Raw genomic sequence first — 14395 nt, 5'->3', positions numbered from 1 at the left:
CCCTTACAAGTCTCTCCAGTAATCCCTTTCCTCTAAAGGCTTTTTGCAAACCCTCAGATGCCAGGGATGGCATCTGGGAGCGTCAGGATGACATCATGCGTGTTTGCAAAAAGCCTTTAGAGGAGAGGGATTACTTGCTCTGAACTTGCAAGGCATGAGTGCATGCATGCGCGATAGAAACCTTGATTACGCTCCGCTGCATCAAGGCTACTTTTTATTCAACAAAGCCATATGGGAGAGAGAGAGCTGCCAGAGAGATATACATCCGCCGCTACCTATTGCAATTATTACGTAAGCTGTTTAATATAAAAGCTGGTCATCAGCTATATTTTCGAGAATTACGCATGATAAATTGCCATAATTTGCCTTATCAAATTTATCAAAGCCTTCTGCGCCTCATCCTCCGCTAAGGCGGATACTACTTTTCTTTTAAAAAAATTAGCTTTTACTTAGAACCAATTATTAATAGAGAGTTTATTATGCCTGTATCAAATCCCGTTGCCTGGGTTATATGGATGATCGCTTCCTTGTTTTATGCCTATCAATATATTTTGCGGGTAATGCCCAATATCATGCTTAACGATATAATCCAGCAATTTCATATCGATACGACTGTATTTGGACAGTATTCAGGCATTTACTACATTGGCTATTCTTTAATGCATTTACCCATAGGGATTATGCTCGACCGATTCGGACCGCGCAAGGTAATGACTGGTTGTATCCTGCTTACCGTAATTGGTTTGTTACCTATCCTGTTTGCAAGTCACTGGGTTTATCCGGTGATAGGACGATTGCTGATTGGTATGGGATCGTCAGCGGCAATTTTGGGCACTTTCAAAATTATTCGCATGATTTTCGCAGAAAACCGTTTCACTCGTATGTTAAGCCTGTCGGTGACAATCGGTTTGATTGGAGCTATCTATGGCGGCGGGCCTTTAAGTTATATGTGCAGTACTTTAGGTTATAAACCCGTAGTCCAGATTTTTGCCATATTTGGCAGTTTATTAGCGCTGGTAACTTATTTTACTGTTCCTGATTTACCCGGTAACAGCAATAGCACCATAGTTGCCGATATCAAAGAAGTATTTACTAATAAAAAAGTTATCTTCCTTTGCCTGTGTGCCGGCTTAATGGTGGGACCGCTGGAAGGCTTTGCCGATGTATGGGGCTCAGGCTTCTTGCATCAGGTATATGGTTTTGATACCACAGCCGCAAGTTATTTACCCTCAATGATTTTCGTTGGTATGTGCTTTGGCGCGCCTGCGTTAAGCTTTGTTGCGGAAAGGCATGGCAATTATCTGGCTGTTATATTTGCCACGGCATTAATCATGGCCAGTGTCTTCTTTGCTCTGGTTTTCAAGTTGTTGTCAATGGATAGCATTATTATCAGCTTCATTGTTGTCGGCGTTTGCTCTGCTTATCAGATTCTCGCTATTTATAAAGCATCAACTTATGTTTCCGAACAAGTTGCCGGATTGACCACGGCCGTTGCCAACATGATCATCATGAGCTTTGGCTATGCGTTCCATTCAACTATTGGTTTCGTGGTTGATACCTTTGGCGGTACAACAGTAACTAAGGCTTATGTTTACGGCGTAGGTATTATCCCGGTAACGCTGGCATTGGGTGGTTTGGGGTTCCTGATATTAATGTGCAGAGACAAGTAGGTTGGGTCGTTTGACCCAACAAGGGTTTCTCAAATTACTCATACAAACAACGGCTGACACAACGGATAGGCGTACCGCTCCAGCGATCGACAAGACAACTTCGCTGACATAGCATGCCATGGTTGTAATAAGGGCTCCATCCACCCCAGAACGTACCATGACGTGGGCCGTAATACATATAGCCCGGCCGGTAATAATAAACGCCGGCAGGCGGCGGATGATGCCAGGCGACCTGTGGCGGTTTCAGCTGAGGAGGGCCGGCATACGTTTTATCTGACCAGATAAAAGCAGCTGCAAACAATAGAAGAATGCTGGCAAGGGTTGTTGGCAAGGTCAGTCTTTTTATAGAATGCGTTTCCATATGCTTGTTCCAAAATAGATCAATAGTCTAAATTATAGACAAATCCATGTTGTTTTGCCGAGAGCCGGCCAATATTTTTAAGAGGAATACCCATGATAAATTTTCAGGAAATGACGGTTAATGAATTTTTAACTGAATATTGGCAAAAGAAATTTCTGGTAATCCGTAACGCGCTTCCTGACTTTGTAAATCCAATCAACGCTGATGAACTGGCAGGCCTTGCTCTGGAAGAAGAGATAGAAAGCAGGCTGGTATTACAACAACCGGGCAAAAATTTATCCTGGAACCTGAAACGTGGGCCGTTTGAGGAGCGGGATTTTCAAAAATTGCCGGCAAGCCATTGGACTTTACTCGTGCAGGGCGTGGATCGGTTTGTTCCTGAGGTCGCTGATTTGCTTGGGTATTTCCATTTTTTGCCGCAATGGCGGTTTGATGACGTTATGATAAGTTACGCGGTAACTGATGGCGGAGTAGGGCCGCATTATGATCATTATGATGTTTTTCTTTTTCAGGCGCAGGGGCGGCGCAAATGGCAGTTAAGCACAAAAAATTGCCGCCTGGATAATTATCAGGAAGGGCTTGATTTACGGATTATGAAGCAATTTGATATCGAGCAGGAAATTATTCTCGAGCCGGGCGATATGCTTTATTTGCCGCCGCACGTTGCTCACAATGGCATTGCGCTAAGTGATGATTGTATGACCTATTCTTTTGGTTATCGCAGTTATGAGGGGCAGGAGCTATGGGATAGTTTTGGCGAGCATCTGGCAGGCAACGCCAATCAGATCTGGTATCGTGATCCGGATTGGTCAGGAATTAAATCCAGTGCAGAGTTGCCGCAAACCGCGTGGCTACAGGCAAAAAATGCCCTGCAACAGCTTCTTGATGATGAAGAGAATTTAAAAAAATGGTTTGGCTGCTTTGCAACCAGTATTGATCGCCATGCTGAATCGATATTGCCTATGCCGCTGGAGGCGGATGAAATTATCCCTATTGAAGAGTTCAGAACCGGCTTGCTGCAAGCCGAGGAAGTGATAAAAAGCGCTGTCTGTCGATTTGCCTTTATACCAGAAGGCAGTCAGATGAAATTGTTTATTAATGGCTGTGAGTGGGATAATAACAATATCACAACCGGGCTTGTCAGACTGGTTGCTGAGCATAATACGATAGCGCCTGTTGAATTAAAACCATATCTTGGCAATGACGCCGACCTTGAATTTCTTTATGAGTTATGGAAATTACAGTGGCTGGAGATTGTTGAAAAATAATCACGGCATAATAATTGCATTTCTCGTAATGAGGACTCCGCAAGCAAGGATGCTTGATGATAATTTAAAACGAGGGATTGCCAAATGGTCACTAAAAGTTTGCTTACTTCTATACTGTTGGGAATGACGGCTTTTTCTACATGCTATGCGGAAGTAAAAGAAATCGCGATAACAATCGATGACCTACCGTTTGTCGGCTCAACTAATAATGATCCTAATAAATTGCGCCGTGAAAATGAGCGATTTATGCTAATCCTGCAGGCGTTAAAAGATCATAATGTACCTGCTACAGGTTTCGTTATTGCTGGTTCCATTGAAAAAGATCAATGGCAATTACTGGAAAAGTTCCGGGATGACGGCTTTGTCCTGGGAAACCATACCTATACCCACAAAAGCCTGAATAACGTCAGTGCAGAAAAATATATTGATGATGTGGACAGGGCGGATAGCAAACTGGCGCCGTTGATGACTGGCCAAAAATATTTCCGTTATCCTTATCTTGCTGAAAGTAAGGGCGAGAAAAAACAGGCTGTCTATGATTATCTGGCGCAACACAATTATAAAATCGCTCCAGTTACCATTGATAGCAAAGACTACCGTTTTAACGAGCAATTGTTTGCCATACCTTACCGTTTACGGCCGCAGAATCTGAACCAGATTAAAAAACGTTACCTGGGATATATCTGGAGCCAGACCTTAAGGGCTGAAGCGAAAGCGAAAAAAAATAACGGCGAAGGCAGCAGGCAGATTTTATTAATCCATGCCAATTTGCTCAATAGCCATTTCTTGGGCGATATTATCGAGATGTATCAGAAGAACGGGTATAAGTTTATTACATTGAGTGAAGCTCTGGAGGGAACGGCGCCTTCAATCGAAAAGCCAATTAATGATACGCCAAAAAATGAAGATATCAGTGATATGATGAGTTTGTTACTGGAGTCTAAATAAGGTAGGTTGGGTCGTTTGACCCAACACTCCCAATCTTCAAGCATTCTTAAGCGGTTTTGCACGTAGCAACCAGGACGTGCTCGCCATTATTGACCAATTCAACTTTAGCAGCAGATTCGGCTTTCAGTTTCAACACTTGATTGTTTCGGACCAGTACATCCAGCTCTTCATTGGTTTTAAGCTTGATGTTATCAATTTCACCAGAACGGTTTAATGCTCGAACGTGAATAATATCAGCGTCATCTTCAGTGTTGATTGTGCACTCAGCGTTAATAGTCCACAGGGTGAAGTTGGTTAAAACCTCTGGTTGACCTGGCTCAAGAGTATATTTTAACGTCATACGCGGTGCCAGTTCGTGGACTCGGGCTACTGCTGTATCGGTGGCCAGTAAAGCTCCCGCGCATAATAGTCCCAAACCAATTTTTCGCAACATGTAAGTCTCCTAATGTGTAGAAATAATGCAATAAGATACAGATAAATTTCCTATGAGGCAAATTTTAATAAAGAAAGAAATAGTAATGTATTGATTTTTTTATAAAAAGTCGAGGAAATAAATTTACCAATATGAAAAAAACACTCGTTACCTGGATTCGTTCGGCCTCTCCGCCAGTAAGTTAAGAAATTTGTCATCCTCGCGAAGGCGGGGATCCATCCATCAAACAAGGTAAGGAGCCAACTTGAGAAATGGATTCCCGCCTTCGCGGGAATGACAGGATTCTTAACTTAATGGCAAAAACCTATAACGCAGCTAGCGCCTTGGTAATCGATTCTGTCATTACCTTGGCATCGCCAAATAGCATATACGTATTGTCCCGATAGAATAAATCGTTTTCAACACCCGCATAACCGGCTGCCATACCCCGTTTAACAAACAAAACGGTTTTAGCTCTTTCAACTTCTAATACCGGCATACCGTAAATGGGTGAAGAGGGATCGGATTTAGCAGCTGGATTGGTAATGTCATTCGCTCCAATCACAAAGGCTACATCACAAGCTGCGAAATCCTGATTAATTTCACTTTGCTCAAATACAATGTCATAAGGAATATTGGCTTCCGCCAACAAAACGTTCATATGCCCCGGCATCCGTCCGGCAACCGGGTGAATCGCAAAGCGAACGCGAATATCACGTTTTCTGAGCGCATCAACCAGTTCCTTCACGGCGTGCTGCGCATGCGCTACCGCCATACCATAACCGGGAACAATAATTACGTCTTTGGCATTACTTAATAAAAATGCTGCGTCTTCGCCATTAGCCTGATGCACCTGCTGGCCTTCACGGCTGCTGCCGGCCTGGCTGGCGCCACTGCTTTGGATACCGCCAAAGATAACATTGAAAATAGAGCGGTTCATCCCAACGCACATAATATAACTTAAGATAGAGCCGCTGGCGCCGACCAGAGCGCCGGTTATTACCAGCAGATTATTACTTAAGGTAAATCCGATGCCTGCAGCCGCCCATCCTGAATAGGAGTTCAGCATTGAGATAACCACCGGCATATCGGCACCGCCAATAGGAATAATCAGCAATATCCCAATTAAAAATGATAACGCAGCCAGGATTAAGAATAAGGTAATGCTTTGTTGCAGGATGAAAGTAATTAACAAGGCCAGTATCGCAAGGCCAAGAATTAAATTCACGATACTGTGCCCTGGAAAACGTACTGGTTGTCCTGACATAATCCCCTGCAGTTTCATAAATGCGATCACTGAGCCTGAAAAAGTAATGGCTCCGATAATCAGACCAAGACTCATCTCAACCAGACTGGCAGTCTCAATCGCTCCAGGCTCGCCGATATGAAATGCAGAAGGGGAGAGGAACGCACAAAATGCTACCAACACTGCTGCCAGCCCCACCAGGGAGTGGAAAGCCGCAACCAGTTGCGGGATAGCGGTCATGTTGATTTTTAAGGCGATAAATGTTCCGATTATGCCGCCTGCAATGATTAGCGCCAGCAGTTGAAAGTGATGATTCATGTTCGGCATCATAAGCGTGGCGCCGACCGCAATCACCATTCCGGTAATGCCGTATAAATTACCTCGCCTTGAAGTCGAGGGGCTGGCCAGACCTTTAAGAGCAAGGATGAAGCATACAGCGGCAATTAGATAAAAATAAGAAACCATTGTCATCATGACTGAATCATCCTTAATTATTTTTTATACATACGGAGCATGCGTTGAGTTACCACAAACCCGCCAAAGATATTAATCGCTGTAATGAAAATCGCCAGTCCGCCTAAAATGCCGATTGAGCTATGATAAGTGGTACCTACGGCGATTAACGCGCCCAGAATGATGATACTGGAAATGGCATTAGTGACCGACATGAGCGGTGTATGCAATGCAGGTGTGACTTTCCACACAACATAATATCCTACAAAGCAGGCCAATATAAAAATCGTAAGAATTGTTACATACATGTTATCCTCCTTGACCATGTTGGAAAGGCATATATTGGCCATTATGAGTAAGCATGGCCTGTTTGATGATTTCATCTTCCGGATTAAAGACCAATGCACCGGGCGCGGATACCAGTAATCTCACCAGATTAACCAGGTTGGTTGCGTAAAGTTCGCTAGCTGTAGCTGGAACCAGTCCTGCCATATTACTGTAACCGACAATCGTTACCTGATTAAACTGACTCACTTGATCCTTGACGCTGACTTCGCAATTACCGCCGCGCGAAGTTGCCAGATCAACAACAACTGAGCCGGGTTTCATTTGTTCCACAACCTGCTTCGGCAGCAGGACAGGCGCTTTCCTACCGGGAATAAGCGCTGTACAGATTACGATATCTGACAGTTTTGCGTATTTGGCAATTAATTCGGCCTGCAATTTTTTATATTCTTCACTCATTTCACCCGCATAACCGCCGCTGGTTTCGTTATCCTGTCCTTCGTCTACCTCAATAAATTCAGCGCCCAGACTCTCAACCTGTTCCTTGGCCGCACGGCGGACGTCGAATGCATACACTACCGCGCCAAGACGTTTGGCCGTCGCAATCGCCTGCAACCCGGCAACGCCGGCACCCAATACCAGAATCTTGGCAGGGTGGATCATACCTGCGGCAGTCATCATCATCGGCACTGCACGGTGAAAATGATTAACGCCTTCAAGAACCGCACGATAACCGGCAAGGTTAGCCTGAGACGACAGGCTATCCATGCTTTGTGCGCGGCTGATGCGTGGAATTAACGTCATTGAGAATAAATCAACCTGTTGCTTACACGCCCAGGTGAGAAGTTCGCTTTCCGGATTATTATCAATATGGGCAACAACCAGTGCACCGGCAGGCAGCGCCGACAACATGGCTGGAGTAGGCTCGTTAACGCAAGCTACAATATTAGCCAGATGCAGAACTTCGCTGCGATTGGCAGTGATTTTCGCGCCAGCCTGCTCATAATCTTCATCAGAGAAGCCTGAGCCATTACCAGCGCCTGATTCACAGAATATCTCAAATCCAAGCTTGCTGTATTGTTTGACAGCGCCAGGCGTAATTGCCACGCGTGTATCTTCTGGGCTTTCATTAAGTGCAACTATAATCATAGGTAATTGTCCTTTTTACCGGGGATAGATCTATCCTATTGGAATATGACAGATTTTTCTATCTTTTTTATACTTGTATCTCAACAAGCTTTCCTATAAATTACCGCCCACATTACAAGTCCAACTGAAAATTTATGGAAATTCTCTGTTATCTGGCAGGGACAATCTTCTTTTATACCAAGTCGGTTTATAGCCTGATTTTTGTCTGTCTTTGCCTGTTTTTCAAAGCCAACTGGAAAATTATCATTTGGTTCGCTCTGGCATGGGCTATGGCATTTATCCATCAAATTATTATCGCCGATCAAGGAATGCCGGAATCAAAGGTGATTCAAAAGGCCGAAATTGAAGGCAGCGTTACATCAATTCCTATCGACAAAACGACCAAAACCCAATTTGAATTTGCACTGGATAATTTCAACGGCAAACCAGCGCAAGCCGCCATTTTACTCTCGTGCTACCAGAAATGTCCGGTATTCAGGATTGGCCAGCGCTGGCGATTCATGGTTAAACTGAAACAGCCTGAAAATCTTGGTAATCCAGGCCATTTTGACTATCAGGGATTATTAGCTTCACGGCATATCCAATGGACCGGTTATTTAAAAAATGGTAAATACTGGCAATTGCCCGCATCCGACTCAACATTTAATCTTCTTGCCATCCGCAACAAACTGGCAGGCTCCCTTACCGGAGGGTTCTCATCAAAAGAAGCGTTAGGCATAACTCAGGCGCTGACCCTGGGAATAACCACCAATCTTGGCCAGAAACAATGGGATTTATTTCGCCGGACTGGCACGACCCACCTGATGGTAATCTCCGGTTCGCATATTGTTCTTGTTGCAGGATTACTTTATTGGCTTGTTTATTGGCTATGGTCGCGTTCAAGCCGTTTATGCCTTTATAAACCCTCGGCGCAGGCTGCCGCTCTGATTGCGGTTTTAGCTGCTATTGCTTATGCGCTGATTGCAGGTTTTGCGGTACCAACCCAGCGTTCACTGATCGCTTGTCTGATTGTATCTGTCCGCCATTTTGTCAGCCGCCGCTATACAGGCTGGCAGGCATGGCGTTATGGTTTGTTAATTATTCTGCTGACAGAGCCGCATGCTGTGCTCTCGGCTGGATTTTATCTGTCGTTTCTGGCAGTCGCGATTTTATTTGCTATCAGTCAGCGTCTTGATTGCGGCACAGTTAAAAAGGCAATCGGAATTCAGGCAGCCTGCCTTTTCGGACTGATGCCGTTTACGTTGTACTGGTTTTCCTATGGGGCGCTTAATGGTTTTTTCGCGAATTTGGTCGCAATCCCGTTGGTTGGGTATATTATTGTGCCTTTTGCCTTGTTCGGTTTATTGGTTAATCAGATTGTTACCCTGCCTGTAGTGTTATTGCCTGTTGATTATGCAATTAAGTGGCTGATGATTTTTCTGCAGTGGATAGACCAGTATGAAAAGTTGAATTTTAATTATCCTGTAACCACCGTTTTCTTGCTGTTTGCTTTAATGACTGCAATGGCGGTTTTATGTTTTTTACCGTTACGGGCATTCATTCTGCCAGCATTAATTACTCTAGGCGCTGCCGCCATGCCGGCAAAGTTGAGCATAAGGCCCGGGGAGGCAAGAGTCGATGTGCTGGATGTAGGGCAGGGCCTGGCCATCGCTGTTAGTACAGCGCATCATACTTTGATTTATGATACCGGGGTGAAGTTTTACCAGGGCAGTGATATGGCGCAGTTGGTTATCCTGCCTTACCTGGAGAATATCGGTATCAATAAGGTTGATAAGATTGTTATCAGTCATCCCGATCTGGATCATCGCGGCGGCCTTTCTTCACTGCAGCAAAAATTTCCTAAGGCGGAACTGGTTGTCGATAATGTGGCGTTTTATCGGCAGGGCAGCAATTGCCACCAGTATCCCGCCTGGCAATGGGATGGCATACATTTTCAGTTTTTACCGATTAAACAGGCATTCAGAGATAAGAATAATTCGTCATGCGTATTAACAATTTCCAATCAGTCCGGCAGCATCCTGTTTACTGGTGATATTGAAAAATATGCTGAAAACTATCTTTCGGCAACCTATGGCCAGAAATTGGCTGCCGAAGTGCTGGTAGTTGCACATCATGGCAGTAAAACCTCTTCGACTCCCGCATTCATCCATAATGTCGCGCCGCGCTATGCAATTATTTCCGCAGGTTTTGATAACCGTTACCATTTCCCCCATGCCCAGACCATCACGACACTACAGGAGCAGGGCAGTGCAATCTATAACACCATGGACTGTGGAATGGTAACGGTCAGATTAACCCGCGCCTCTATTGAAAAACCAAAGTGCTATAAGCAATTACGCGCTATCAAACCAAAACTGCCCAACTACCTGATAAAAAAAGTTTACTGATTCCGCTACATCCTGTATAATGTGCAAAATTTACTCAAGTCCACTCCTGCTTATGCGCTTAATTGCTTTGTTATTTATTCTTTTTTCCTTTGCTGCGCCACTGCAAGCATCTGTAACAAAATGTGAACAACAATACTGTGTCGCCATTGTCGATGTCGGCAGTACCGGCAGCAGGCTGCATATATACTCTTACGATTTGGACGCGACAAGTTCTCCCGTTGCCATCACTGAGCGATGGTCAAAAAAAATCAAGCCAGGTTTTGCAACAATTGAAGCAAACGCTGGATCAGTAGACGCATATTTATCAACTCTGTTTGCCGGCGCTCCTGATTATTCATTACCAGTTTATTTCTACGCTACAGCCGGCATGCGCCTGTTACCCCAACCGAAACAGCAGCAATACTATTCTCTGGTGCAATCGTGGTTTAAAAACCGTCAGGATCGCCAGTTAATAGAGGCGAAAACAATTACCGGCAGCGAAGAAGGGTTATTAGGATGGTTGGCAGTCAACTACCAGTTAGGCAATTTTACCAATACAACCAATCCAACCGGCGTGCTCGATATGGGCGGCGCATCAGTCCAAATTGTTTTGCCAGTCACTAATCCCGAAAATATCAATCCGCGCGATTTAAAACAATTTCAGCTCTATGGCCGTAAAATAACCCTGTTTATTCATAGCTTCCTGGGATTAGGCAGTACTGAAGTAACGCATCAATACCTGGATACCCCCAGTTGCTTCAGCACTGACTATCCTTTACCTGACGGGTTCGGTGCACAAGGAGATGCCTACCAGTGTGAAAGTGAAATCGCATCGCTCATGAACGCGGTACACCACGTTGATACAACAGTACAACCCGTTATTCAGGCCAATCCAGTCAAACAATGGTACACTCTTGGCGGCATCAATGATCTTGCTAAAAACCAGCCCTTAAATTTCGCCCAGCAATTTACTAATCAGGCATTGCTGGATGAGGCAAACAGCCAAATCTGCCAGCAACCATGGACAATATTAAGTACGGCTTATCCCAGTAATGAATACCTTTACAGTTCCTGTCTGTCGTCGGCTTATTACTACGCCTTGATAGTAGAAGGCTATGGCATTAGTTCTCAACAACAAATGAATTACCTTTCCGATGATAAACCGGGAGACTGGACGCTGGGAGTGGTTTTGAATCAGTCTGTGCAACTGTAGCAAGATTGGAATAATGGAACATTGGGCTAAACAAAGTACAACCCAACAATACCAGAAGACGGTTGCCAATATTTGTGAAATTTGAATAATATTTAATCTATGCTAATATAGAATAGTTTTAATACCGAGAATTCAAATGCCCAGGTTTTTAATGTTTGATCATGGCGGCGTGCTTGACGGCAGTATTGTTGAGGACAAAAATACTATAACCGCTAATGATCTTATATTAGAAGAATACGATTGGGGCGGCGCTCAGGTATTAAAAAATGGTGTCGGGATTTTTAGCACCATTAATAATCTTATTGAATATCATGATTATGAAGTTGTTTTCCATTCTAAAAATGACGAAAAAGATCAAATCAAAATCCTGGAGCAACTCCAACAAGCCTGTAAGAACAAAGGGTTGAAGTTCCCAATCATACGAGCAATGGCTGTCTATGATCCATCCCTTTATAACAATATACCAAGTTCAGCCCCAACAATAGCAGTTAACCAATATGGCATTTACATAGCTAATTGGGGGGCTGATGACTTAAACGGGAAAGCATCGGTACGGCGTGCATTAGAAAATTTGCTTGAAATCAATACAAAGGATCGAATGAATCATATTGTGTTTGATGATGGAGAGCCTAATGTAACCACGCCTATACAAGAAGGTTACCGGGCTTTTTTAATAGGATCAGGGGATAACTGTCTGCCGCTTGATATGGCTTTGCAACAGGTACTGGTGAAACATATTCAAGAACATAACGATAGCGCAGGAACTATAAGCGATTTAAAGTTAGCAAAAATCAAAGCGCTTTGCGCTCAATATTTAGGCCATGTCCAGGATGTCCGTCAAGGTGATTCAGCGCCATACTCCGCCGAGGATTTAAAAAACAAAGAAGCGGTATTTTGCCAGCTTTATCATGCTAAAAATATCCAGGAAGCCAAAACCATATGGCTTGCCAATCAGGGCATCCTTAATAAAAACAGAACGCCCTGGTCTATTTTAATTATAAAAGCGATCGCGGTAATTTTGACATTACCGGTATCGCTTCCAGCGCTACTAATTTACTCCGGCGTTAAAAGAGGTACGTGTAATTTTTTTAAGCCGGATAGTCAAATAGCGTCGGATAAAATTGCTGTTGAGTTTTCGAAAAAGCAGGATAATAATTAATATCAAATAATGGAGGTAAATAAACATGAGTACTGATGCAAGAAAATATTTAGAGAAATCAGTAGGGCAGAGGTCAAAGCAGCATAATATGATCACGATACCCAACTTAAACTAACACATATTTTATCATAGTATGCCTGTAAAAAAGACGAAGGCGATACAAAAAAATGTATTACATGAAGAAAGTTATAATGCATATAGCAAATACTATAATCTTTCAAGCACCGCTTTTTTATATTTCACCCAAGTTGAAGTTGGGAACAGAAAAACCACTGTTTTAAAACGCTTTTCCATTTCCAATTTAAAACTGGTTCAGGCTGAAAAACGGTTAGCAGGCTGTTATCGTCTTTTGTGTATATTTGATGATGGCGCTATCTTACTCCATAAAGAAGGTGATGGTAAGCAGCCTTTAATTAAGCTTTGCCCTGACACATTAAAGATATTGTCTTTTCAATTCTGGGAGCATCAAGGGGACGTGGCAGCTATCGGGAATAATCGTTTTTTTGTAATCACACATCAATCGTCGTTCCTTAGCAATAAACAAATACCCTATGATGTGGTATTTTATGAACAGCAAGAAAAGGTTTTTATTGAATCGCATACCGCTATGTTGCCATTAAAATCTCGTACCGCATGCGCCTTCATCAAGTCCGTGATAAATCTAGGGAAAAACCGGTATGGCTGTCATCTGTGCGGATACAATACCGATGAATTTAGCATTCAAATATTTGATATTCATTTTGATAATAAAACAATCACGCCTATAGGCATGATACAGCCTGTGAGGCAGTTTAGATCGGCGAGTTTCGTGGCGACAGGATGTATTGAACTTTTACCCAAAGGAAAAATATTAACTTATCATGAGCACGATAATAATGCGCAAATTTGGGATTCTCAAACCCTTGAATGTATACACGACTGGTCTTGGCCTGAATTAGGCTCCAAAATGCAAGCATTTTCTGTCTCGAACTTAAAGGCGAAACCTATTTTGCTCACAGGCAATGTATTACTGTATCAATTCGATAAGCTTTATCTGTCTAATATATATACCGGTATTACAAAAGCCATTCAATTAAATGGCAAGCCAAGTTATTATGGACCGCTTCATGTGTTGCCTAATGGTGAAGTATTAGCCTTTATCTATGATTATAATACTGTTTTACACTTTGATACGAAAGAACTAGCGGCTTATCGTGAACGTATGGGCAGCTATAATCTTAGCAAGCACCGCGCTTATCGATTTTTTGATAAGACTATCGAATTACCCGAGGAGTTAACTGAGCACATCATGTCTTATGCATTTACAACTGAAACATTGTCTGCCGCCTCTCAACAAGCCTCACAGGAAGCATTTGAAAATGACCATAACACTTGTGTAATCTTATAAACAGTTGAGGCAAAAAAATTAAGAGCACTCCCCTGCTATAAGAGGGGGGTTAGCACCTTCGAATAATTTAGCTAACGTCCTTAAAGTTATTTTTTTTATTTAAAGCACAGATTTTTAAATTTACCCATATCTGCCCCCTCTCCCGCGAAAGGAATTTGAATAGTATACAGATGGTTCATCGCGGGAGAGGGTTGGGGAGAGGGAAGTGGACAAATCGATACTGAGGCAACGCGCAAAGAAGTTACGCAGGCAAAGCACCCTTACAGAACAGCATCTATGGAATTACCTTCGACTCTTCTGCAGCGCTTAATTTTTTGAAATAAACATTCAACGATATTTCTCTCTTTATAGATATGTGGATCATGCTCTATTGGGTTTAGCCCATTACTCTGACTTGGGATAACAGGCCCTCTCCCCAACCCTCTCCCGCGAAGAACCATCTGTATACTATTCAAATTCCTTTCGCGGGAGAGGGGGC

The 14395-nt window shown here is 43.3% G+C and carries 12 protein-coding genes; 7 read left to right on the top strand and 5 right to left on the bottom strand.

Annotated features, from left to right (window positions below; all coding sequences use genetic code 11):
* The first annotated feature begins 479 nt into the window (after positions 1-479).
* A complete protein-coding gene (locus ACFORL_RS09745) occupies positions 480-1670 on the top strand; it encodes an MFS transporter (protein WP_382343489.1) in 1191 nt (396 codons plus the stop codon).
* Between the two features lie 34 nt (positions 1671-1704).
* Here the strand turns inward: ACFORL_RS09745 and ACFORL_RS09740 are convergent, their stop codons facing one another.
* A complete protein-coding gene (locus tag ACFORL_RS09740; RefSeq protein ID WP_382343487.1) occupies positions 1705-2031 on the bottom strand; it encodes a hypothetical protein in 327 nt (108 codons plus the stop codon).
* Between the two features lie 92 nt (positions 2032-2123).
* Here ACFORL_RS09740 and ACFORL_RS09735 point away from each other — a divergent pair, with 92 nt between their 5' ends.
* Entirely contained in the window at positions 2124-3299 is a 1176-nt protein-coding gene (locus tag ACFORL_RS09735) for a cupin domain-containing protein (RefSeq protein ID WP_382343485.1), read from the top strand.
* A gap of 84 nt (positions 3300-3383) precedes the next feature.
* Positions 3384-4247, top strand: a complete 864-nt coding sequence (locus tag ACFORL_RS09730) for a polysaccharide deacetylase family protein (RefSeq protein ID WP_382343483.1) — start codon at positions 3384-3386, stop codon at positions 4245-4247.
* A gap of 46 nt (positions 4248-4293) precedes the next feature.
* Here the strand turns inward: ACFORL_RS09730 and ACFORL_RS09725 are convergent, their stop codons facing one another.
* From ACFORL_RS09725 to ACFORL_RS09710, 4 genes are all read right to left on the bottom strand, one after another.
* On the bottom strand, positions 4294-4680 hold the full coding sequence (locus tag ACFORL_RS09725; RefSeq protein WP_382343481.1) for a hypothetical protein: 387 nt from the start codon (positions 4678-4680) through the stop codon (positions 4294-4296).
* A gap of 304 nt (positions 4681-4984) precedes the next feature.
* The gene (locus tag ACFORL_RS09720; protein WP_382343479.1) at positions 4985-6379 is read right to left on the bottom strand and encodes an NAD(P)(+) transhydrogenase (Re/Si-specific) subunit beta; all 1395 of its coding nucleotides are present in this window, start codon (positions 6377-6379) and stop codon (positions 4985-4987) included.
* A 17-nt stretch (positions 6380-6396) separates the two neighbouring features.
* Positions 6397-6684, bottom strand: coding sequence for a proton-translocating transhydrogenase family protein (locus ACFORL_RS09715; protein WP_382343477.1), 288 nt, complete (start codon positions 6682-6684; stop codon positions 6397-6399).
* Positions 6668-7792, bottom strand: a complete 1125-nt coding sequence (locus tag ACFORL_RS09710) for a Re/Si-specific NAD(P)(+) transhydrogenase subunit alpha (RefSeq protein WP_382343475.1) — start codon at positions 7790-7792, stop codon at positions 6668-6670. The genes ACFORL_RS09715 and ACFORL_RS09710 overlap by 17 nt, the downstream gene beginning before the upstream one ends.
* A gap of 134 nt (positions 7793-7926) precedes the next feature.
* Between ACFORL_RS09710 and ACFORL_RS09705 the strand changes: the two genes are divergently transcribed.
* The 4 genes from ACFORL_RS09705 (at position 7927) to ACFORL_RS09690 (ending at position 13917) form a co-directional block, all read left to right on the top strand.
* The gene (locus ACFORL_RS09705; RefSeq protein ID WP_382343473.1) at positions 7927-10179 is read left to right on the top strand and encodes a DNA internalization-related competence protein ComEC/Rec2; all 2253 of its coding nucleotides are present in this window, start codon (positions 7927-7929) and stop codon (positions 10177-10179) included.
* A 52-nt stretch (positions 10180-10231) separates the two neighbouring features.
* Positions 10232-11371, top strand: coding sequence for a multidrug DMT transporter permease (locus tag ACFORL_RS09700; protein ID WP_382343471.1), 1140 nt, complete (start codon positions 10232-10234; stop codon positions 11369-11371).
* A 136-nt stretch (positions 11372-11507) separates the two neighbouring features.
* Positions 11508-12530 carry a hypothetical protein gene (locus ACFORL_RS09695; protein ID WP_382343469.1) on the top strand — a complete coding sequence of 341 codons (1023 nt, stop codon included), beginning with the start codon at positions 11508-11510 and terminating at the stop codon, positions 12528-12530.
* 133 nt (positions 12531-12663) lie between these two features.
* Entirely contained in the window at positions 12664-13917 is a 1254-nt protein-coding gene (locus ACFORL_RS09690; protein WP_382343467.1) for a hypothetical protein, read from the top strand.
* Positions 13918-14395 lie beyond the last annotated feature (478 nt).

The sequence above is a fragment of the Legionella dresdenensis genome (assembly GCF_042649825.1).
GTDB classification, from domain to species: domain Bacteria; phylum Pseudomonadota; class Gammaproteobacteria; order Legionellales; family Legionellaceae; genus Legionella_C; species Legionella_C dresdenensis.
The sequence above is the reverse complement of the archived record's forward strand: the minus strand, read 5'-3'. Positions and strand labels throughout refer to the sequence as shown.